The 20,568-nt window shown below is 42.8% G+C and carries 23 protein-coding genes; 20 read left to right on the forward strand and 3 right to left on the reverse strand.

The features are described from left to right. The first annotated feature begins 30 nt into the window (after positions 1–30). The 4 genes from B6K83_RS08025 (at position 31) to B6K83_RS08040 (ending at position 3,656) form a co-directional block, all read left to right on the forward strand. On the forward strand, positions 31–774 hold the full coding sequence (locus B6K83_RS08025; RefSeq protein ID WP_085284406.1) for a DUF6776 family protein: 744 nt from the start codon (positions 31–33) through the stop codon (positions 772–774). Between the two features lie 113 nt (positions 775–887). Continuing rightward, positions 888–1,229 carry an iron-sulfur cluster insertion protein ErpA gene (erpA, locus tag B6K83_RS08030; protein ID WP_085284407.1) on the forward strand — a complete coding sequence of 114 codons (342 nt, stop codon included), beginning with the start codon at positions 888–890 and terminating at the stop codon, positions 1,227–1,229. Positions 1,230–1,318: 89 nt separating this feature from the next. Further along, entirely contained in the window at positions 1,319–2,134 is an 816-nt protein-coding gene (locus B6K83_RS08035; protein WP_085284408.1) for a hypothetical protein, read from the forward strand. 112 nt (positions 2,135–2,246) lie between these two features. After that, positions 2,247–3,656, forward strand: coding sequence for a M20/M25/M40 family metallo-hydrolase (locus B6K83_RS08040; protein ID WP_085284409.1), 1,410 nt, complete (start codon positions 2,247–2,249; stop codon positions 3,654–3,656). 104 nt (positions 3,657–3,760) lie between these two features. Here B6K83_RS08040 and B6K83_RS08045 read toward each other — a convergent pair whose 3' ends face one another. Together B6K83_RS08045 and B6K83_RS08050 are read right to left on the reverse strand one after the other, a co-directional pair. After that, positions 3,761–4,930, reverse strand: coding sequence for an HD-GYP domain-containing protein (locus tag B6K83_RS08045; protein ID WP_085284410.1), 1,170 nt, complete (start codon positions 4,928–4,930; stop codon positions 3,761–3,763). A gap of 49 nt (positions 4,931–4,979) precedes the next feature. After that, the gene (locus B6K83_RS08050; protein WP_085284411.1) at positions 4,980–6,002 is read right to left on the reverse strand and encodes a sensor domain-containing diguanylate cyclase; all 1,023 of its coding nucleotides are present in this window, start codon (positions 6,000–6,002) and stop codon (positions 4,980–4,982) included. A gap of 250 nt (positions 6,003–6,252) precedes the next feature. Here B6K83_RS08050 and B6K83_RS08055 point away from each other — a divergent pair, with 250 nt between their 5' ends. From B6K83_RS08055 to rplI, 8 genes are all read left to right on the forward strand, one after another. Then, the gene (locus B6K83_RS08055) at positions 6,253–6,870 is read left to right on the forward strand and encodes a tetratricopeptide repeat protein (protein ID WP_085284412.1); all 618 of its coding nucleotides are present in this window, start codon (positions 6,253–6,255) and stop codon (positions 6,868–6,870) included. Positions 6,871–6,983: 113 nt separating this feature from the next. Next, positions 6,984–9,404 carry a ribonuclease R gene (gene rnr, locus B6K83_RS08060; RefSeq protein ID WP_085284413.1) on the forward strand — a complete coding sequence of 807 codons (2,421 nt, stop codon included), beginning with the start codon at positions 6,984–6,986 and terminating at the stop codon, positions 9,402–9,404. 170 nt (positions 9,405–9,574) lie between these two features. Then, positions 9,575–10,333 (forward strand): 23S rRNA (guanosine(2251)-2'-O)-methyltransferase RlmB, encoded by a 759-nt coding sequence (gene rlmB, locus B6K83_RS08065; RefSeq protein ID WP_085284414.1) that lies wholly within the window; start codon positions 9,575–9,577, stop codon positions 10,331–10,333. 139 nt (positions 10,334–10,472) lie between these two features. Further along, the gene (locus B6K83_RS08070) at positions 10,473–11,336 is read left to right on the forward strand and encodes a universal stress protein (protein WP_085284415.1); all 864 of its coding nucleotides are present in this window, start codon (positions 10,473–10,475) and stop codon (positions 11,334–11,336) included. A 263-nt stretch (positions 11,337–11,599) separates the two neighbouring features. Next, complete coding sequence (rpsF, locus tag B6K83_RS08075) at positions 11,600–12,016, forward strand: 30S ribosomal protein S6 (protein ID WP_085284416.1); 417 nt, start codon at positions 11,600–11,602, stop codon at positions 12,014–12,016. Positions 12,017–12,067: 51 nt separating this feature from the next. Beyond that, entirely contained in the window at positions 12,068–12,355 is a 288-nt protein-coding gene (gene priB / locus B6K83_RS08080; protein WP_408607196.1) for a primosomal replication protein N, read from the forward strand. Between the two features lie 63 nt (positions 12,356–12,418). Then, positions 12,419–12,646: a 30S ribosomal protein S18 gene (gene rpsR / locus B6K83_RS08085; protein WP_077283912.1), complete on the forward strand. Its 228-nt coding sequence runs from the start codon at positions 12,419–12,421 to the stop codon at positions 12,644–12,646. A gap of 20 nt (positions 12,647–12,666) precedes the next feature. Then, entirely contained in the window at positions 12,667–13,119 is a 453-nt protein-coding gene (gene rplI, locus B6K83_RS08090) for a 50S ribosomal protein L9 (protein WP_085284418.1), read from the forward strand. Positions 13,120–13,230: 111 nt separating this feature from the next. Here the strand turns inward: rplI and B6K83_RS08095 are convergent, their stop codons facing one another. Beyond that, the gene (locus tag B6K83_RS08095) at positions 13,231–14,190 is read right to left on the reverse strand and encodes a 1-aminocyclopropane-1-carboxylate deaminase/D-cysteine desulfhydrase (RefSeq protein WP_085284419.1); all 960 of its coding nucleotides are present in this window, start codon (positions 14,188–14,190) and stop codon (positions 13,231–13,233) included. 119 nt (positions 14,191–14,309) lie between these two features. On the opposite strand from B6K83_RS08095, the gene B6K83_RS08100 reads away from it, so the two are divergent. From B6K83_RS08100 to B6K83_RS08135, 8 genes are read left to right on the forward strand one after another with little or no spacing between them, the layout of a single operon-like run. After that, positions 14,310–15,218 carry a hypothetical protein gene (locus tag B6K83_RS08100; protein WP_085284420.1) on the forward strand — a complete coding sequence of 303 codons (909 nt, stop codon included), beginning with the start codon at positions 14,310–14,312 and terminating at the stop codon, positions 15,216–15,218. Further along, a complete protein-coding gene (locus B6K83_RS08105) occupies positions 15,211–15,513 on the forward strand; it encodes a hypothetical protein (protein ID WP_085284421.1) in 303 nt (100 codons plus the stop codon). Before B6K83_RS08100 ends, B6K83_RS08105 begins: the two co-directional genes overlap by 8 nt. 37 nt (positions 15,514–15,550) lie before the next feature. After that, the gene (locus B6K83_RS08110) at positions 15,551–15,787 is read left to right on the forward strand and encodes a PilN domain-containing protein (RefSeq protein ID WP_085284422.1); all 237 of its coding nucleotides are present in this window, start codon (positions 15,551–15,553) and stop codon (positions 15,785–15,787) included. A 3-nt stretch (positions 15,788–15,790) separates the two neighbouring features. Next, the gene (locus tag B6K83_RS08115; RefSeq protein WP_085284423.1) at positions 15,791–16,495 is read left to right on the forward strand and encodes a hypothetical protein; all 705 of its coding nucleotides are present in this window, start codon (positions 15,791–15,793) and stop codon (positions 16,493–16,495) included. Then, positions 16,488–16,799, forward strand: a complete 312-nt coding sequence (locus B6K83_RS08120; protein ID WP_085284424.1) for a hypothetical protein — start codon at positions 16,488–16,490, stop codon at positions 16,797–16,799. Before B6K83_RS08115 ends, B6K83_RS08120 begins: the two co-directional genes overlap by 8 nt. A gap of 2 nt (positions 16,800–16,801) precedes the next feature. Then, entirely contained in the window at positions 16,802–18,493 is a 1,692-nt protein-coding gene (mshL, locus tag B6K83_RS08125) for a pilus (MSHA type) biogenesis protein MshL (protein WP_233143854.1), read from the forward strand. 11 nt (positions 18,494–18,504) lie between these two features. Next, on the forward strand, positions 18,505–19,413 hold the full coding sequence (locus tag B6K83_RS08130) for an ExeA family protein (RefSeq protein ID WP_085284425.1): 909 nt from the start codon (positions 18,505–18,507) through the stop codon (positions 19,411–19,413). Continuing rightward, positions 19,410–20,567: a tetratricopeptide repeat protein gene (locus B6K83_RS08135; RefSeq protein WP_085284426.1), complete on the forward strand. Its 1,158-nt coding sequence runs from the start codon at positions 19,410–19,412 to the stop codon at positions 20,565–20,567. Before B6K83_RS08130 ends, B6K83_RS08135 begins: the two co-directional genes overlap by 4 nt. Position 20,568: the final 1 nt, after the last annotated feature.

A 20,568-nucleotide genomic window follows, 5' to 3' on the forward strand; every position in this document is an offset into this window, starting at 1 on the left:
AACCTTTTGGAATATCATAATACTTTTTAAATGAATTGGTTAGCAAAAATAAATCTCAGTACTGTGGTAACGCGATTAGGCGCATTTCGTTCTGCAATTATACTCGTCACTATGATTGTTTTGGCGTTATATTGTGGTTACCGCATGGGTAATTACTACCATAGTTATCAAAGCCAAACCTTAGCACAGCAACAACAACGATTAGACTTTGTTTATCAGCAGTTAGCTGAAAAAACTCAGCGTATTAATACCTTAGATGTAGAGCTTGCGGTAGAACGCATTGCCAATCAGCGCACACAAGAGTTACTTAAGTCGATAGAGCAAGAGCATTTTCAAGTAAAGAAAGCGTTAGCATTTTATGAAAAAGTTATGGCGCCAGAAAAAGCTGCGAATGGATTGGTCATTGACCATATTGAGTTAAGCAAAACAGAAAGCCCTCATCATTATCGCTTTCAAGTGGTGTTGGTACAGCAACTGTTGCGCAAGCGCTATGCTAAGGGGTACATAGATATATCTATCACTGGCAGTTTAGATAATAAACCAAGTAAAATAGCCTTATCGGAATTATCTACATTGAGCAAAAAAGACCTGTCTTTTAGTTTTAAATATTTTCAGATCATAAGCGGCGAGCTAACTTTGCCAGAAAATTTTGTTCCTGAATCAATTAACGTGTCCGCAACGCTGCCAAAGGGCAAGTGGCAAAAATACAATCGTATTGAGCAAAGCTACCCTTGGCTGCAAACCTTAAATACTATGGCGCAGCAAGCGTTATAACGGCGCTAACAAGCGCTACAACCATCAAATGTTAATCGGCGCAGTATAATACTTGATTAAAACAGTCAAGTTTAAGATAATTGCATTAGTTCATTCGTTTTAAGTTGAGTTTTATGTCAAATCCTGAATTACCTATTAAATTTTCCGATGCGGCAGCGACTAAAGTATTGTCGTTGATCACGGAAGAAGAAAACCCAGACTTGAAATTGCGTGTTTATGTAACAGGTGGTGGCTGTTCGGGTTTTTCGTATGGCTTTACCTTTGATGAGAAGGTAAATGACGGCGATATGACCATAGTCAAAAAGGGCGTTACTATGGTGATAGATCCCATGAGCTTACAATACTTAGTTGACGGAGAAGTTGACTACGTTGAAGGACTAGAAGGTAGCCGATTTTTGGTGAATAACCCCAATGCAACTACAACCTGTGGTTGTGGTTCGTCATTCTCAATTTAGTCATTATAGAAAATAAATAAAAACCGACATTATGTCGGTTTTTTTGTCGCTAAAGACAATTAACTCCAAACAAAGGACTGATAAAGTAAATGCACAGCGATAAGCGTATAGTACGCGCGATGATAAGCTCCTCAATATTTATGGGGCTTCTAATTAGCGCAAAATTAATAGCACAAACATTCACGCCACCGGCTTTACAAGTAGGGCTATGGCAAGGCATTAATGGAAAGCTGCAGCAGTATAATATGCTGGAGTTAAATGAAAGCGGGCAACACAGGTTTATTAAAAGCTATATCGCTACCGGCTTCAAGCGCGCAAGAGTGCTGAATTTCACTGAGCAAGATATCGCTTGTAGTGTTGCTGAGTGTATTATTAACATAGCGCAACAGGGCGCGAGCACTAGGCTGATATTAGCGCCATACCTAGACCAAGCATTTCAGCTATTAGAGCTTAATATTGATCAGCAAGGGCACACTGTTTTTTCGCAGAGTTACCTGCTCGAGCCAGTCAAATCGAAATCAACGGTGCAAATATTTATGGCTAAATACCGCGACAAGCTATCGTCTTTGTTGACCGTGCCAGAGCAAGGCATTTATGGTTTTTGGCTTGGCACCTTGAACAAAGATGGTAAAGCAGAGCTGGTTAGTTTTGAAGCTAATCCGAATAAAAAGTCGTATTTTACCGTGTTTTTCAATGCTCAGAGCTTAAGTAATGAAACGTCTTTTTTGCCTGAGCAAGTCAAGGTTGCGCGTGATGTGACGTTTATCAGCACCGAGCACCCAACCTTTGCCAACCAGCTTATCATTAATCAACTCAGTGCTCGTCAACTTTCTGGCTATATGTATTCTGTTCATCGAGGCCAAACGCTACAAACTGGGCATTTTCACTTAACGCGTGTCAATTAAGTTACCTGTAGAAAATAAGAGAGGCTGCATCTTATGCGACTATGATGAGCCAAAAGCAAAAATATCGATAGTGCACTTAAAGCGAAGTAACAGTAAGTAAAAAAGGAAAATTATGACTGCAAAAATAACCACACTCATGCAGCTAAGTTTAGTAATATGTCTGAGCATAGCGAGCAGCTTTGTTGCTGGACAAGCATTAAACTCTGAGCAAAAAACACAACTTAAGCAACTGCAAAGTACAGCCTTGCAATCACAGCTATCCTATCAGCTTATCGAGTCTTTAACCACAGAAGTCGGTCATCGTTTGATGGGCTCAGCAGGTGATGAGAAAGCCATTATTTGGGCAGTTAATAAGATGAAAGCCTTAGGCTTTGATAAGGTGTGGACAGAACCTGTGACCGGGAGTTATTGGTTGCGTGGCACAGCCAAAGCGCACATTGTCGCGCCATATCCTCATGATTTGGTGGTGTTAGCGTTGGGGGGAAGTGTTGCCACGGCAGAGTCTGGCATTACGGCTAATGTTGCACACTTTGAAACCTTGGCCGACTTGCAGGCGATCCCCGATAACAGCCTAGAGGGTAAAATTGCGTTTGTATCTTATCAAATGACGCGCCATATTGATGGTAACGGCTATGGGCCAGCGGTAGGCACTCGGGTAAATGGCGCTGTGGTGGCAGCGCAAAAAGGTGCTTCAGCGTTAGTGATGCGCTCAGTCGGTACCGATAATAACCGTATCGCCCATACCGGCATTATGCGTTATCAAGATAAGGTAAAAAAAATACCTGCCGCGGCGTTATCCAACCCCGATGCTGATTTATTACTTAATCAGCTTAAGCGCGGTGGTGAAGTGAGTCTCTATTTGAATATTACAGCTCGCACTGATGCGGAAGTTGTAGCCACATCTGCCAATGTGATTGGCGAATTTACCGGCAGTGAAAAACCCGATGAAATTGTTGCTTTAGGCGCGCATCTCGATAGTTGGGATGTAGGGGCTGGTGCATTAGATGATGGCTTAGGCATTGGCATGGTGATGGCGGCCGCGCATCATATTGGGCAATTGCCGCAACGGCCAAAGCGCACTATTCGAGTTATTCTTTTTGCTGCTGAGGAGGTTGGCTTATTGGGAGCAAAACAATATGTGAAAGATCATCAGGCGGAGCTCGATACTCATGTACTAGGTGCTGAGTGGGATTTTGGTATTGGGCGAATATATAAAATGACCCCTGGTGTTGGTGCTCAGTCACTCAATGCCATTCGAGAGTTGGGGCAGTATTTAGCACCATTAGGGGTCGCATTATCAGCAGAAAATAATGGCAGAGCCCAGTCTGATATGGGAGCATTGAGCGATGCTGGTATGCCAAGTATTAATTTTTCACCCGATGGTGAGCATTACTTTGACTATCATCACACTGAAAATGATACGCTGGATAAAGTGCAACCTGAAGCGTTGAAAATCAATACCGCTATTTATACTATGTTCGCGTATTTTGCCGCGCAATCGTCAGCTGACTTTCGCCACTAAACATTGCCAGTTGTTTAATAACTGGTAGCGCATTGTTTTAATTTCAGTGCGCTACTATACCGGCTTGTTGTTTTAGTTGCGTTTTTATTATCAAGGTATACTCGTTATCCGGCTAATAATAAAAACTCTATGATACGGTTCATGTCTAAATTGTGATCACTGGCTTTGACTCCACGAATAATAAAATCAGACTCTTTGGCTAAGTTAATGTCTTTTGCCATGATATATCGACGGCTATCTAAATTATAAAAGCAACGCACTTTTGGGTTGATGGGATCGTCTTGATTGCGACTTTCAACGATGGCCAAATGTCGCGAGTTTAACTCAACCAAGCTGCCAACCGGGTAGACGCCTAAACACTTGATAAATAAGTCGACCATTCTTGGCATCAGTTTACCTTCATGAGCGAGTTTCCTTAAAATACTAAAGGCCTTGATATGGGTATAACCATCTTTGTAGCAGCGGTCTGCAGTCAAGGCATCAAAGGTATCGCAAATTGCGATCATCAGGCCATAATTGGAAATTTCTGATTGCTTTAACTTTAACGGATAGCCGGAGCCGTCTAGTCGCTCATGATGCAGAGCCGCAACTTCTAAGCTGAGCGGTGAAATGTTCGGTGTTGATTTAATAATTTCAATAGTAAACTTTACATGCTCTTGAATGTGCAAATACTCTTGTCGGGTTAGTTTTCCTGCTTTATTTAAAATGCCATCCGGGATTTTTATTTTGCCGACATCGTGCAGCAAAGCGCCGATCGCGAGTTGTTGTATGGTGTTTTTTTCTATCTTTAAAAACTGAGCAAACACAGACATTAATATCGCCACAGAAACAGAGTGTTCTAGTAAATATTGATTTTTATTGCGAATATTAATCACACAAATAAGTGCGTCGGGATTTTTAAAAATGGCATTTATGGTTTGTTGGGTAGCGTCTATTAAAGGACCAATATTCATGGTACGCCCTTGTTGAAGATCGAAAAATAGCTGTTGTTGTAATTGTTTTGATTGATTAAACAGTTTTTGCGCCTTGTTGACCTCAAGAGTCAAAGGCGCAGCGGCAGCATCTTGCTCAGCAAGTTCGACTGTTAGCGCATCATGAATGCTTTTACTAGTGTCAATGAGAACCGACTCAACGCCTTTTGCTTGTAAGTCTTTGATCATTTCATGACTTTTGATATGGCCAGCGCGCGTTAAGTTATATGTGCCGCATTGTTCGGCAATATCCACTACAAAGTGGCCTTTTGCTAAATCACTGATACTAACTTTGATGATCATAATGTGCTTGGCTTAGGCTCCCGATATTTTGAGTCGACAATATGCTCGGTTAAAGCTTAAACACCATGCCGGTGCGGGCTTTTTTATTGGCATATAAATTTTTGTCAGCCGTTTTTAATAATTGCTCCATGGTTTGTGTTCCATCACTGGCAGCTGCACCACAGCTAATGCTTACCGCTAAGCGCATGCCTTGATAAGGCATAGGGTTTTGCTGAAAAAACTGACATAAACGCTCACTTGCTTGCTCCGCTTCAAGCAAGGTTTGACTGGCGAGCACGACCACAAATTCATCGCCGGCATAACGAAAACATTTGTCATTTTCTCTAATTAACTCTTGTAATTGGCTCGCCACATAGGCCAGCACTTTATCGCCACAGTCATGGCCGTATGTATCATTAATGGCTTTAAATTTATTACAATCAATAAAGAGTAGTGAAAAAGGTACCCCGTAACGACGCTGTCGGATCAGTTCTTCACCGATACACACTTCCATTAAGCGCCGATTGGCGACACCGGTTAGTCGATCATAATGTGCCATATAGGCTAATTGCTCTCTAATAAGCACATTGGACAAACATAAGCTGACCTTCACCGCCAGTTGCTCTAAATGAAAGGTCCCTAATTGTTGATGAAAGCGTGTTGCTTTTTGGTCGGTAAACAACAGGCTGGCAAATAGTTTACCTTCAAGAAAGAGTGGCGTTAAGGCCGCAGACTTTGCGCCTGCCAGTAACGATGGTGGTATAATTTTTGCCAATTGCTTAAGATCGTTACTGAGTAGCGGTTTGTGATTAGCATGCAGTTGCGCTAATTGTTCATGGGCGATTTGCTTAGTATTTTTTTTATGCCAACTCGACTGCCAATTGCCGTTGATCAAGTAACTCAATGGCGTTAAATCGGCAAGCAAGAGTGAAATACCAAACAAATTAAATTTCGTTTGAATTAAATCTAATAAGCGTTGCAGTAACTCTTCACTTGATTGGCAAGCTAATATTTCTGTTTCTATTTCGAACAGTTTTCGCGCGATAGCCTCATTTATTTTCGAGTTTTCGATTATCTGCTGAAGTTGTGACATTGACCACACCTAGATTGTTCAAATCTTCATCATTGTGATGTTTTCTGAGCAGGAGTGCAAGTTAAGATAAGCTCATTATTTTTTGCCAAGCAGTTTGCTAAAAAAACTTGGTGTTATACTTGCTAGAACTTGTCTTTTGGAGGGTTTATCGCCGCTAGCAAAATTGATTAAAGTTATGGTGCTAACTGGTCGATATTAAGTTTAAGTCGCTTGCAAAATAAATAAGCGAATGAAGTGTTAAAGAGGCATTATGCAACGAATATTAATCGCGATTATTTTAATCTTAGGTGTTTTTAAGCAGGCGGTGGGCGCGCAATTAACGGCCGTCCAAATATACAGTGACAATATGTTACTAGGTTTAATTAAGGAAAATAAACACTTAAGCCAAGTGGTGATTGACGATTGTCAGTTAGTGCAAGACATTGAAGCTAGAGCGATAAAATCTAAAATGCCTTCTTATCAATTTTTATGGGGTGATATGCTAGCTTATGGGGTTTGTGTGAAAAAAGATATACCGCTCGGTTTGCATTACATGCAAGCGGCGGCTGATCAGGGCTTGCCTGAAGCGTTAGAGCAAATGGGACGCTACTACCATATTGGCAAGTTTGTACAAAGTGATATTGAACAAGCCATCACCTTTCTCAAAGCCTCAGCTTCGTTAAAGAACTTAAAAGCACAACTAAGGTTAGCAACACTTTATCTCGACGGACACGGCAGCCCTTTAGACTATCCGCAATTGTATGCGCAATTACACCAAGCGGTTACTGATGATAAAAAAGTCCATCAGGATATTAGCGTGAAGTTAAGTAGCTTGGCCCAAAAGATGCCAACGCGGGTAATTAATGCCGCTAAAAACGGCAAGTATTAACCGATAACTCGAGGCAAAACCGGCTTTATGTTGTTAGTCTTGCCCAATGCTAACTTGCTTGGGTAACGTACTAATTTACGATATACTAAACAAAAAACCACTACAGACTTAATGTGACTGAAAACGACCCACACCAACAGCGAGAAGCTAAAAAATACGACAAACCTGTGGCAAGCCGTGAGCTGCTGTTGTCATTGATAGAAAAATCAAACATCCCACCTACCTTTAACGCCTTAGTTAAGCAGTTACAGTATAGCGATGAAGACCTATTAATTGGTCTAAAGCGTAGATTACGAGCTATGGAAAATAGCGGACAAATTATTTTTAATAAGTTTAAACAGTACCAGCTGGCCATACGTGGTGATGTGTTAACCGGCAAAGTGATCGGCCATCGTGATGGTTTTGGTTTTTTCGCGCCGGATAATGGCGATAAAGACCTTTATATTTCTTCTTATGAAATGAAGCGAGTGATTCACGGCGATATTGTTGAAGCTATCTTGGTGGATCGCACCGATCGTAAAGGTCGCAAAGAAGTTAAAATACTCGATGTGATTGAGCCACGAAAAGCTGGGGTTGTTGGTCGTTTTTATGTTGACCATCATATTGCCTGTGTAGTACCCGACGATACGCGCATTCAACAAGATATCTTAATAGCGCCAGATAAAAAGCATGGCGCTCGACATGGCCAAGTGGTAGTGGTTAATGTCATACAGCGACCAACAAAACGTTCAAATGCCGTGGGTGAGGTGATTGAAGTGCTTGGTGATCATTTGGCGCCCGGCATGGAAATAGACATTGCCTTGCGCGAGCATGACTTACCTTATCAATTCTCGTCAGAGGTCTTAGCTGAAGTAGCTAATATAGCCGATGAAGTGGAAGAGTCTGCAAAAGAGTCACGGGTTGACTTGCGTGATTTACCGCTAGTAACCATAGACGGTGAAGACGCGCGTGACTTTGACGATGCAGTTTATTGCCGGCCAAATCCCCAAGGTGGCTGGACGCTTTGGGTTGCGATTGCTGATGTCAGTTACTATGTGCGCCCCAATACGGCGTTAGATGATGAAGCCATTGCACGAGGTAATTCGGTTTACTTTCCAAGCCAAGTTATTCCCATGTTACCGGAAAAGCTCTCAAATGGTTTATGCTCTCTTAATCCTGATGTCGACCGCCTTTGTATGGTGTGTGAAATGGACATTAGCGCAGCAGGTGAGTTAGTTGACTCAACATTTTACCCGGCGGTTATGCGCTCGAAAGCGCGCTTTACCTACAGTAAAGTTGCCACCATACTGGGTGTGAATCCAGAGCAAACTGATGCCGATTATCGCACTGAATTACGACGCCAATATCAAGCTTTGGTGCCCGATTTAGAAAATCTTAACCAGATGTATCAAGTGTTAACGACAGCGCGTACTCAGCGTGGCGCCATTGCTTTTGAAACCACAGAGTCGTTATTTCTTTTTAATAGCGAACGAAAAATAGACTCAATTGTTGCCTTAGTGCGCAATGACGCCCATAAAATCATAGAAGAATGTATGATTTTAGCGAATGTCGCTACCGCTGAGTTTATTGAAAAACACCAACAACCTGGTTTGTTTCGTGTCCATGATAAACCGAGCGAAGAAAAATATAATAACTTTCTTAGCTATGTTAATGAATTGGGGCTTGACCTGTCGGCAATGGGGGAGCGCAAAGCTCAACCTGAGCCAAAAGACTATTGCCATATTCTGGCTAAGATTGTTGACCGCCCCGATCAAGAGCTGATCCAAACCATGCTGCTGCGCTCAATGCGACAAGCGGTTTATCAAAGTGATAATATTGGCCACTTTGGCTTAGCGTTACCGTCTTATAGTCATTTTACCTCACCAATTCGTCGCTACCCTGACTTGGTAGTGCATCGCGTGATCAAGGCTATTTTAGAACAACAGGCGAAAAACAAAGCGAATGCTGGCGCGTACCGTTATATCCCTGAAGCCGTGATTGAACTAGGCGAGCATTGTTCAATGACCGAGCGTCGCGCTGATGATGCAACACGCGACGTTGCTGATTGGCTAAAATGTGAATATATGCAAGATCATATTGGTGACACCTTTACCGGTGTTATTTCAACGGTGACCAACTTTGGCTTATTTGTTCGTTTGGCTGATTTGCACATTGAGGGACTTGTTCATATTACCTCGCTTAGTCATGATTATTATCATTTTGATGATGTTCGTATGTGTTTATCGGGTGAGCACAGCGGCGTTAAGTATCGCATTGGTGATACCGTTGAAGTGCAAGTGGCGGCGGTTAATCTTGATGAGAAAAAAATAGATTTAGCCATGGCTGGCGACAATGCTGTATTGAAGCGGGCTAAGCCGCTTAAAGGTAAAAGTAAAAGTAACGAAAAGTACAAGCCTCGGCCTAGCAAAGGGAAAGCCAGTAAAGCATCCGCAAAGCCCAGTACTAAGAAAAAAAGTAAAGCAAACGCGAAAGCGAATAAAAGTAAGGCGAAAAAAAAGCGTCCGGGTAAAAATGCTCGAAAAGCCAAGGCATAGACTTTTAACAGATCCGAGGCTAAATAAAGGCGCAAGGGCAGAAGCTAGCTTAGGAAAAATATATCCACGTGGCTACTAAGTCGGTTGTGTCTTACTAAGCAAAGTCGTATTTCGCACTTGAGTTTAAAGTCTAGCGTTAACAGATTAATCAATAGAGAATTAAAAAGCTTATGGCTAAGCAAGAAGAACTAGTATTTGGCATTCATGCCATACAAGCACTAATCGAAAGAGCACCAGAAAGGTTTATCGAGTTATGGCTCTTAAAAGGCCGTGCAGACGAGCGTTTACTGCCGATTATTAATTTGGCCCGAAAGTACGGTATCTCAGTACAAATGGCCAATCGTAAGGTGCTAGATGAAAAAAGTCATGGCGAGCAACATCAAGGCGTCGTTGCGCGTATTAAGCCGAGCAAAGTCCTGACCGAGGCTGATCTTGACGACTTACTTGTGCAAGCCGAGCGCAAAGAACAAGCGCCATTTTTATTGATTTTAGATGGCGTGACGGACCCGCATAATTTAGGGGCATGTTTGCGTAATGCTGATGCTGCCGGTGTACAGGCGATTATTGTGCCAAAAGATAATGCTGCCCGCTTGACCGCGACAGTGCGCAAAGTCGCGGTTGGTGCAGCGGAGTCTGTGCCTTTAGTGCAGGTCACAAATTTAGCGCGCACTATGAAAACCTTGCAACAAATGGGCATTTGGATTGTTGGCACAGCAGGGGAAACTGACACGAGTCTTTTTGATGTCCAATTGACCGGACCTATGGCACTGGTGATGGGGGCTGAAGGCAAAGGGATGCGTCGCTTAACGCGTGAAAATTGTGACCAACTCGTGAAGCTGCCTATGGCTGGAAGTGTCTCAAGCTTAAACGTAGCGGTGGCAACAGGGGTTTGTTTGTTTGAAATTGTCAGACAACGCAACATAAGCTAACATTCTGTCTTCTGTACTATTTTTTGCGCTATATCAAGATTAACTTCAGCACTTTTGATATTATTTAACCTGAATAGAAAGAGCATTCGCGAGGATCAGCAATCTCATGGATGTTTTGCCAACACACTAGGAGTTTTTTATGAGTAAGATACTTGTCATTGCAGATATGTTTACGCAAGAACCATTAGCGATAAAACGGGCTAGTCAATTGGCAATTGCATCTGGAGCAGGGTTACATATCGTCTATTTCTGCAATGAAGATGTTATCGGCGCGGTTGAAAACGTTATGCAAGTCAAAGAAGATGTCTTGGCAAAAATGTCTGCAAAAGCCGCCGAGCAATTAGCCCATACATTTACCGCCAATGAAGATTATAGTTATGAGGTGGTATGGGCTGACAGCATCCATAAATGGGTGATCGGTTATGTTGAAAAAGAGCAACCGACACTGGTGTTTAAAACCGGAAATCGCTCTGAGTCATTATTTTACACCTCGACAGATTTATATTTATTGCGTGAGTGCCAAGTGCCTGTGCTGATTTCAGCGCCAGAAAAGTGGCGCAAATCTTCGAATGTGTTAGCGGCAATTGATTTAGGTACCAAAAAGCGAGTTAAACAAGCATTAAATGATAAAATTCTTCAGCAGGCAAAAATATTAGCCGATAGCTTTAACACCGAATTGCATGTTTGTTATACCGTACCAACCTCAACCTTGCTGAAAGATTTAGGCATTCAATACCCAGATGAAATGGAACGTAATGCACAGCAGCAATTAAAAGATAAAATCAGTGCCTTAGCCAAGCAATATGGTATAGCGCAAAGCAATTTTCATATTAAAGCCGGCGATCCGGGTAAAGTTATCACCAGCGTTGCAGCCCAGTGCCAAGCGGGCGTGGTGGTTATTGGTATGATAGGGCGTTCAGGTATTAGCGGTAAAGTGTTTGGTAATACCGCAGAAAAAACCTTATCTTTACTCAAAACCGATGTCTTAGCGTTAAACCCTTAACGGCGATAGATAAAAATTACCTTTTGAATAATAGCCCTGATACGGGCTATTTTTTTGTTTGCCAACAGCGCGCTGCAAGGCGATAAACAACTGATAACGGCTATGCTTAGGCAAAGACACGATATAATCACCTTATCTGCTTGCCTTTATTGCTTACTTTCCCTACAATACGCGTCCTTAATTCAGCCTGAACTTTTTTGTTCCTTGCCTCAACTGGTGTTGGCTGAGCCAGATAATGAGGCTACAACCGTAAGGAGCTCGTAATGCGTCATTACGAAATCGTATTTATGGTTCACCCTGATCAGAGTGAACAAGTACCAGCTATGATTCAGCGTTACAGTGATATTGTCACTAACGTTGAAGGCAAAATCCACCGTCTAGAAGACTGGGGTCGTCGCCAATTAGCTTACCCAATCAATAAATTGCACAAAGCACACTATGTTTTAATGAACATTGAAGCGCCACAGGCAGCTATTGATGAGCTAGAAACTTCTTTCCGTTATAACGATGTTGTTATTCGTAACATGATCATGCGCACTAAAGGCGCGGTAACTGAAGCCTCAGCTATGGCTGTTGCTAAAGAAGACCGTCGTGAAGAGCGTCGCGAAGTGAAGAAAGAGGTTACTCAAGCACCAGCAACTGAAGCACCAAAAGCAGAAGAAGCTGCGAGCGAAGAATAAGTAACCTGTGACCTACTCTTTCCTATGCTAAATAGCCAAGAGAATTGCTTAATGTTGACGGGCGAAGTGGTAAAACTACCGAAAATGTCAACAAGCCCAGCGGGTATTCAGCACTGTCAGTTTGTGATTGACCATAAGTCGATACAAAACGAAGCAGGCATGAACAGACAAGCATTTGTTCGAATACAAGTTGTTGCAACAGGCAAAGTGTCACAACACTTAACTCGTGATTTAATTGCCGGCAGTAATGTGAAAGTGACAGGTTTTATTAACCGTCATGAGTCCAGAAACGGAAATCCGCTTTTGGTGTTACATGCCCAAGAAATTGAAATGATTTAATATAGGCGATTTTATATAACGGCGATAAACCGTTAAGTAAAACAGCCATTTTAGGAGAAATCCATGTCTCGTTTTTTTAGACGCCGTAAGTTCTGCCGCTTCTCAGCGGAAGGTGCTGCTGCAATCGATTATAAAGATACAGCCGTACTAAAAAACTATATCACTGAAAGTGGTAAAATTGTTCCTAGCCGTATTACTGGTACCAGTGCTAAATATCAACGCCAACTTGGTCGTGCGATCAAGCGTGCTCGCTACTTAGCTTTATTACCATATACTGATTTACATAAGTAACCTAATAAGGGGTTTTGAAAATGGAAGTAATACTTCTTGATAAAATCGCCAAATTAGGCGGCCTTGGTGACAAGGTAACAGTTAAATCTGGTTACGCTCGTAACTTTTTATTACCAAAAGGTAAAGCAGTATTTGCCTCTAAAGCAAACATCGAGCACTTTGAAGCTCGTCGTGCTGATTTAGAGAAAAACCTAGCTGAACAGCTTGCTGCTGCTCAAGCTCGTGCTGCAAAATTAACTGAGTTAGCTGAAGTTACTATCGCCTCTAAAGCGGGTGATGAAGGTAAATTATTCGGTTCAATCGGTACTCGCGATATTGCTGATGCAATCACTGAAGCGGGTGTTGAAGTGGTTAAAGCGGAAGTACGTTTACCTTTAGGTAGCATTCGTGAAACTGGTGAGTTTGATATCGTCATTCACTTACACAGCGACGTAGATGCCACCATTAAAGTTGTTGTTATCGCACAAGCTTAATTGCCAGTGATAACACGCTTAAAAACCTGAGTTCAGCAATGAGTTCAGGTTTTTTTATGCCCTAATGTCAGTGTTAGGGCATAGATATAAAACCCCATGGCTGACTCCGGTCTAGAACTGATGTTTTTCATTAATAGGGGCAATGGGCAGTGATGGCCACTGCTGTGAAGACAATAAACCGCGGGCATACAGCCCAGCCAAGCCTTGTAAGCCACCCGTGTGTAATAAAACGATGCGCTGATGCGCGGAAAAATAACCTTGCTCGATAAGATCTAACAAAGCTAATACCATTTTTCCTGAATAGATGGGCTCAAACGTTATGCCAGTTTCAACATTAAAGTTGTGTAGTCGCTGAGCATCTTGCTGGCTAAATTTAGCGTAACCGCCTCGGTGATACTGCGCCATAAGCTGCCAATTATCAAACGGCTTCGCGTGCGCTGGCAATAAGGCATCAACTTGTGCTGCTAGGTAAGCTTGCTGCTTCAATACCGCTATGCCAATGAGTTGGTGTTGGTTCTTATCACCTAAGATTAAGCCGGCGAGCGTGCCACCGCTGCCAACCGGTGTCAAAAGTGTATCAAAGGTGGTTTGTTGATTAAGCTCGTCAATAACTTCAGCCATGCCAGTTAACGCTAAGCTGTTGCTGCCACCTTCTGGAATAATCACATGCTCTGGATATTGCTGTTGTAATTGCGCCAAATAGCCATCATCATTCCGCTGTCGGTAGGTTTTTCGATCAACAAAATGCAGTTGCATGCCCCAGTGCTGAGCCCAGGCTAAGGTGTAGTTATTTTGATTTTGTGCTTCGCCGCGAATGATGCCGATAGCTGGCAGCCCTTGCTGTTGACAAGCAAAAGCGCAGGCATGAATGTGATTGGAAAAGCAGCCACCAAAAGTGATAATGCCTTTGGCCTTGATGGCTTTAGCATGCTGTAGGTTGTATTTCAGCTTTCGCCACTTGTTACCCGAAATGATACGATGAATTTGATCGTCGCGTTTCACCGCTACCGATAGCTTATGCTGGCTAAATACTGAATGGTTAATGGTTTGTAAAGTCGATACAGCTGACATGATTTTTACGTCTCAGTTTGCACTAAATAAAATGAAGCAATTAAAACACTTGCACCGAAAATTGAATCAGCGATAATGACTATACCGTGGTCGCTAAATAAAAATAATAATCTCACTTTATGTCAATTATTACACGTATTAAAAATGTTTTTTCACGCGCCAAGTCCGCGGATTTAATTGGTGTTGCGTTACGACAGCAGTCAGTGAGTTATTTTGTCAAAGGTTCCGAGCAGAACTCATGCCAAACCATTGCCGCTAACGCACAACCTATCAGTAGCGTATTAACACAGCTACTGGCAAGTACGCCTCTATCGGGACAGTGTCATTTAGTGCTATCTAATGCCCATTCGCAAATCGTACAAGTCGATAAACCCAAGGTACCAAAGGCAGAAGTTAACGCCGCATTAAAGTGGCAAATCAAAGATTTAGTGACTATAGCTCCAGACAATATGGTGCTCGATTATTTTGATGGGCCGATTTTATCGGGTGGCCACGAAAAAGTGAATGTGGTTTGTGTGGCGAAAAATGATTTGGTTGAGTTAGTGAGCACATTAACAGACGATAGTTTGCAGGTGGCTAGCATAACCACCGAAGAGTTTGCGTTTGCCAGCTTACTGCCTGTACAGCCAGAAGCTGTGCTATTGGTTTGCCAACAGCCCGACGAAGAAGTCAATTTGTTAATCGTTAAAAATGGTCAACTATTCTTTAGTCGCCGGTTACGGGGTTTTGCGCAAATTGCTAATAAAAGCGAAGATGAGCTAGCTATGGGTGTGACAGACGCGCTAAGTTTAGAAATTCAACGTTCAAGTGATTACTTTGAGCGACAGTTAAAACAAGCACCAATTCAAGCGATTCAAGTTTTAGTGCCGTTAAAGCATGAAGCGTTTTTAGCGCGTAAGTTAGCAGAAAATACCAATGTAGATGTTGCCTTATTTGCCATGCCAAATGGCTTAGAAGACTATCGCGCAAGCGCAGCCGCAATTGGCGCAACACAGTTAAACTTTATGGAGCCAGATGATAATGGCTAAATATTCAATCAACTTATTACAGCCTGACTTATTACCTGCAAAAGCATTATGGACGCTAAACCGCGTGGTGGGTTTGTGGGGGGCGGTGTTGGCGTTGATGCTAGTGCTCATCTTGTGGGTACAGTGGCAAGTAACTACCGCCAGCACTGAGTTACAAGTAGCGCAATCACTCAATAGTCGTCAGCAGTTACAGTTGCAAAACCTAGAAGCAGTGATTGCTGAAAATCGCACAGATGCAGCACTATTGTCGCAGTTAAATGTGATTAAGCTCGTGATCGCCAATAAGCAGCATTGACCCTAAACAAACATACAGTGCAGGTTTTTCCAGTGCTATGGCAGAGTTGGCGGCATTACATAATAAAAATATTAGCTTGGAAAAGGTCAATATCGGACCGGGTAGCATGACCTTCTCGGGCATAGCGCGTACTCCTGATGCGGTTCCAAACTGGTTGTCCGGGTTTGAATCATCGACATTTTTATCTGGCCAGCGTTTTCTCAGTTTTTCATTAACTGAAAATGAACGCAAATTAACGGAATTTGTGGTAAGTTCCGCAAGACAGGGAGAGTAGTTGATGTCGCAGTGGCAAACTTACAGTGAAAAATTCTCTGCGCTAAGCGCTCGTGAGCAGTATTTAATTATTGCAACAGGCGTCGTGGCGATCCTATTTATCGGCTTTAGTGTATTTTTAGACACAAAACTTCAGCAAGTCGGCAAATTACAGCAACAAGTCACGCAAACCCAGCAAAGCAATGCTAATAATGAAAGTTCTATTGAGTTATTACAACAAGCCTTGCTTGATGACCCAAACACTGCGCTGCAACAAGAGTTGGCGCAATATCAGGCGAAACTTGCCGACATAGATCAGCAATTATTGACTTTAACCTCTGATTTAATTGATCCGATAGAAATGCGTTATGCCCTGATCAAGCTGTTAAAGTTACAAAAGGGTGTTAAGTTATTGTCATTTGAAGTGTTACCTGCGCGGCCGATCACTGAAAATAACGTCAGTAACCGTGACACAGAAGTCGTGACAAATACAGCGCCAGACGACAATGCATTAGCACCAGAGCAGCAGCTGCGCCTGTATCGTCATGGGATAAAAATTAAATTGCAAGGGCAGTACTTTCAGTTACGCGATTATTTAGCACAACTTGAAAACTTATCGTGGAAGTTTTTTTGGCAAGAATTTGATTATCAGCTCAAAAATTATCCAATCAGTGAATTAGAAGTAGAAATTTATAGTTTAAGCACAGCACAGGAGTTTATCGGTGTATAAAGTCAATTGCGTTTTATTGCTGCTATTGCTCCCGCTTTCGGTCAGTGGTCAACAACTTGACCCAACAAGGCCCTTTGGTATTGTGGCAGAATCTCAAGGCGGGGAAAGTAGCCCGACATTAATTTTACAATCTATTATTCAAAGTGAAGCGAGTAGCAAAGCCATTATAAATGGCCAGGTACTTAAGCTAGGTGATAGCTACAGAGACTTTGAGTTAATTAGTATAAATTCAACAGGGGTGGTGTTAGATACACCACAAGGTAGAAAGGAATTATCATTATTTTCCGGTGTTATAGCGAACTGACCATGAAAAAAATATTTAAAAAAAATAAGCAGCACATGCAATGGTTTTGTTACTCTGCAATGCTAGCCCTTGTCGGCTGTCAATCGGCGCCAAAGCCACCAACGGACGTTAACCAAGCATTAGACCAAGCCATTGCACAAGCGAGTCAGCCTGCGGCACCTAAACCACTAACTGCGGTACCAAACTCAGTGCGTCAAGAGCTAATGAAAGCGAAAGTGCAACAAGCACGTCAAGGTTTACTAGCGGAAAAACGCCTCGAAATTGCCGCCAGCGGTGTTGCTGCCGAGCAGTTTTTTGCCGCCATTGTTGACGGCTCTGCATATAGTATTGCTATTCACCCAGACGTCAGCGGAGAAATTAGTTTAAATTTAAAAGATGTGACATTAGATGAGGCGCTTGAAGTCGTTGAGTCGCTTTATGGCTATGATATTCGACGCCAAGGCCGCATTATTCAAGTTTATCCTGCGGGCATTCGTACTGAAACAATCCCATTAGATTACTTATTTGTTAAACGCAAAGGTGTTTCTAGTACCAGTATTAACTCGGGTGGCGTCTCAGAAAATGACCCTAATAACGGCAATTCAGGTGGTAATCGCAATAGCGGCAACAATCAACAAGGTAGTCGACAAGGTAATAATAGCAACCAGCAAGGCAGCAGTGGTATTAACATTTATACCGAAAATGAATCTGATTTTTGGAAAGAGTTAAAAGAGACATTAACCGTATTAGTCGGCGATGAAGCTGGTCGCTCTGTCATAGTGTCGCCACAAGCAGGATTAGTCACAGTGAAAGCCCTACCAGCAGAAATCGCTGCGGTGCGACGCTTTATTACCAATACACAAGAGCATTTACGCCGACAAGTGATCATAGAAGCTAAGATCATGGAAGTCACACTAAATGACGACTACCAGCAAGGGGTGAAATGGGATCAAGTGCTGGGTCATATTGAAAGTACTGACATAGGCTTTTCGACCTCAGGCAATATAGCTGGCAACGCTATTTCTTCAGTGATAGGTGGCACAACCAGCCTAAGTTTCTTGAATAAAGACTTTAGTGGCGTTATCGATTTATTATCGACCCAAGGTAATGTGCAAGTACTGTCAAGCCCAAGGATCACAGCAACGAATAATCAAAAAGCCATCATTAAAGTGGGTGAAGATGAGTATTTTGTGACTGATGTCTCCAGTACCACCACGACAGGTACCTCAACCACGACCACGCCAGAGATAGACTTAACGCCATTCTTCTCCGGTATTGCGCTTGATGTCACACCACAAATAGACGTCAATGGTGAAGTTATTTTACATATTCACCCCTCAGTGACGATAACCGATGAGCAAACGAAAACAATCCGCTTAAATAATGAAGATATTGTTTTGCCATTGGCACAAAGTAGTGTTCGAGAGTCTGACACTATTATTCGTGCTAAATCTGGCGAAATAGTGGTTATAGGTGGCTTAATCGAAACACGCAAAGTTAACATCGAATCTAAAACGCCATTTTTAGGTGATGTACCTTTGATGGGCGCGTTATTTAAAAGTAAAAGTGAGTCGGTACAAAAGAAAGAGCTGGTCATTTTATTAAAACCGATCGTGATTGGCCAAGATACATGGAAAAATCAATTGCAAGATGCACGCGCGTTATTGAAACAGTGGTTTCCAGAGGACGATAGCGCTAGTACCGGTGGCAATTAAGTGAGCCGCTAATGTATTTGTACCATTTTGGTTTACGGGAGTTGCCCTTTACCTTAACGCCAAATACTAACTTTTATTTGGCACTCGAGCCGCATAATGAGGCTTTAGCAGTGCTACTGACCGCGCTAAAAACAGGAGAAGGTTTTATCAAGGTGGTGGGAGAAGTTGGTACGGGTAAAACCTTAATGTGTCGAAAACTATTGAATGAAATACCCGACCACTTTGTTACGGCTTATATTCCTAACCCTTATTTAAAACCAGATGAATTACGGCGGGCGGTGGCAGTTGAGTTAGGCGTAAAACAGGCACAACGTATGTCGTTGCAGCTGCTCACACAACGTATTCAGCAGCGTTTACTCGAGCTGCATAATCAAGGCCATTCGGTGGTGTTAATACTGGACGAAGCTCAAGCCCTGCCTGCAGAAAGTTTAGAAGCTTTACGTCTATTTACTAATTTAGAAACAGAAACGCGCAAGTTATTACAAGTGGTATTATTTGCACAACCTGAACTCGACGAAAGGTTGGCTGAGCAGGCATTTCGTCAACTAAAACAGCGTATTACATTTTCTTATCGACTACGCGCGATGAATGCGCTTGAAGTTGAGCACTACATACAGCACAGACTGAGTGTAGCAGGCTATAAAGGTGGCAATTTGTTTAATCCTGGTGTTATTAAAAAAATCGCCAAGGTCAGTCAAGGTATACCTAGGCTGGTGAATATTATTTGTCATAAAATGTTAATGTTGAGTTATGGCGAAGGGCGTTATCAATTGACAAAAAAACATTTAGCCAGCGCTATAGATGATACCGAAGGCCTGCAAAGAACCGTCAGACATTGGCATTACCTACTTAGCTTTATTACGGTTGTCATACTGCTTGGTGCTTACGTTTTTTGGCGTGAAACAAGGGGCATGTTATGAGCGTCATTAATCAAATGCTGAAAGATTTAGATAAGCGGCAACACGAGCAGCAATCGAACGAGCAAAACACCCTGGTTGCCCCTGTTAAGCGAAGCACTGCTTCTGGGTGGGTTATGGTCGTTATTGTTATTGTGCTACTAAGCCTAGTGGCAGTCTATACTTGGCAACTCTATCGTGAAAACCAACAATTAAAAGCCAAAACCTTAGCGCCGTCTATGGTGGCAGCTGAGATAGCGCAAACGCCAGCAAACAAAGTACAGCCGACTGAGACATCAAGCCTGAGTCCGCAAGCACTAAACAGCAAAGCTAGCGCTGTAGAGAAACAAGTCGCTGTTAAAACACCAGAACTTGCAAACGATACTGCAAATACTGCAAGGACTAATAAGCAAATAACAGAGACAGAGTCAGACGATGTCGAGTCACCCGTTACGCGAGAAGGTGAGCGCAAAATTGCTACACAGCCCGCAAGCCAAAGTTTGGCAAAGACCCAGACCGTAACGCCGCGTATTAATGACCCAGAGCAAGCACCTGCAACGGCAAAGCCAGCGCCTGAAGCAAAGTTAACCATTTCGCGCAAACAATTATCACCGCAAGCGCTAGCCAAACGTAAAGTCACGGCAGCAGAACAGGCCATTGAAAGTAACGAGTTAAGTAGAGCAGAATCCTTGTTTGAAGAGGTGTTATTACTGACACCAGCGCATGAAGGTGCACGCAAGCAACTCGCGGCACTTTGGTATGGTAAAAAACGCTATCAAGATGCGGTTAATCTGTTATCACAAGGCATTGCATTAGCGCCACCAGCAGAAGAAATGCGCTTTATGGCGGCACGAATTTATTATGAACGCGGCCAGCCTAGGCAAGCCTATACATTATTAACTGCCGTGCAAAGCAGTAGTCGCGCAGAATTACAAGCCTTGCTTGCGAATATCGCCGCAGATTTAAATGAGCATCAACAGGCAATTACCGCCTACGGTAAGTTAACCAACTTGCAGCCAAGTCAAGGACGTTGGTGGTTAGGTATGGCAGTTTCTATGGATAGTTTAGGTCAGTTTGCTTCGGCAAAAACAGCCTATCAGCAAGCAATTGCGCTGGAAAATTTATCCGCAAGCGCGACGCAGTTTGCGCGTCAGCGTTTGGTTGAGTTAGGAGAATAAG

It is taken from the genome of Colwellia chukchiensis (assembly GCF_002104455.1).
Lineage (GTDB): Bacteria > Pseudomonadota > Gammaproteobacteria > Enterobacterales > Alteromonadaceae > Cognaticolwellia > Cognaticolwellia chukchiensis.

What these genes read in the sequence shown, in the direction of transcription:
- B6K83_RS08025 (WP_085284406.1), top strand. Translation starts at nt 31, where the DNA reads ATGAATTGGTTAGCAAAAATAAATCTCAGTACTGTGGTAACGCGATTA.
- erpA (WP_085284407.1), top strand. Translation starts at nt 888, where the DNA reads ATGTCAAATCCTGAATTACCTATTAAATTTTCCGATGCGGCAGCGACT.
- B6K83_RS08035 (WP_085284408.1), top strand. Translation starts at nt 1,319, where the DNA reads ATGCACAGCGATAAGCGTATAGTACGCGCGATGATAAGCTCCTCAATA.
- B6K83_RS08040 (WP_085284409.1), top strand. Translation starts at nt 2,247, where the DNA reads ATGACTGCAAAAATAACCACACTCATGCAGCTAAGTTTAGTAATATGT.
- B6K83_RS08045 (WP_085284410.1), bottom strand. Translation starts at nt 4,930, where the DNA reads ATGATCATCAAAGTTAGTATCAGTGATTTAGCAAAAGGCCACTTTGTA.
- B6K83_RS08050 (WP_085284411.1), bottom strand. Translation starts at nt 6,002, where the DNA reads ATGTCACAACTTCAGCAGATAATCGAAAACTCGAAAATAAATGAGGCT.
- B6K83_RS08055 (WP_085284412.1), top strand. Translation starts at nt 6,253, where the DNA reads ATGCAACGAATATTAATCGCGATTATTTTAATCTTAGGTGTTTTTAAG.
- rlmB (WP_085284414.1), top strand. Translation starts at nt 9,575, where the DNA reads ATGGCTAAGCAAGAAGAACTAGTATTTGGCATTCATGCCATACAAGCA.
- B6K83_RS08070 (WP_085284415.1), top strand. Translation starts at nt 10,473, where the DNA reads ATGAGTAAGATACTTGTCATTGCAGATATGTTTACGCAAGAACCATTA.
- rpsF (WP_085284416.1), top strand. Translation starts at nt 11,600, where the DNA reads ATGCGTCATTACGAAATCGTATTTATGGTTCACCCTGATCAGAGTGAA.
- priB (WP_408607196.1), top strand. Translation starts at nt 12,068, where the DNA reads ATGTTGACGGGCGAAGTGGTAAAACTACCGAAAATGTCAACAAGCCCA.
- rpsR (WP_077283912.1), top strand. Translation starts at nt 12,419, where the DNA reads ATGTCTCGTTTTTTTAGACGCCGTAAGTTCTGCCGCTTCTCAGCGGAA.
- rplI (WP_085284418.1), top strand. Translation starts at nt 12,667, where the DNA reads ATGGAAGTAATACTTCTTGATAAAATCGCCAAATTAGGCGGCCTTGGT.
- B6K83_RS08095 (WP_085284419.1), bottom strand. Translation starts at nt 14,190, where the DNA reads ATGTCAGCTGTATCGACTTTACAAACCATTAACCATTCAGTATTTAGC.
- B6K83_RS08100 (WP_085284420.1), top strand. Translation starts at nt 14,310, where the DNA reads ATGTCAATTATTACACGTATTAAAAATGTTTTTTCACGCGCCAAGTCC.
- B6K83_RS08105 (WP_085284421.1), top strand. Translation starts at nt 15,211, where the DNA reads ATGGCTAAATATTCAATCAACTTATTACAGCCTGACTTATTACCTGCA.
- B6K83_RS08110 (WP_085284422.1), top strand. Translation starts at nt 15,551, where the DNA reads ATGGCAGAGTTGGCGGCATTACATAATAAAAATATTAGCTTGGAAAAG.
- B6K83_RS08115 (WP_085284423.1), top strand. Translation starts at nt 15,791, where the DNA reads ATGTCGCAGTGGCAAACTTACAGTGAAAAATTCTCTGCGCTAAGCGCT.
- mshL (WP_233143854.1), top strand. Translation starts at nt 16,802, where the DNA reads ATGAAAAAAATATTTAAAAAAAATAAGCAGCACATGCAATGGTTTTGT.
- B6K83_RS08130 (WP_085284425.1), top strand. Translation starts at nt 18,505, where the DNA reads ATGTATTTGTACCATTTTGGTTTACGGGAGTTGCCCTTTACCTTAACG.
- B6K83_RS08135 (WP_085284426.1), top strand. Translation starts at nt 19,410, where the DNA reads ATGAGCGTCATTAATCAAATGCTGAAAGATTTAGATAAGCGGCAACAC.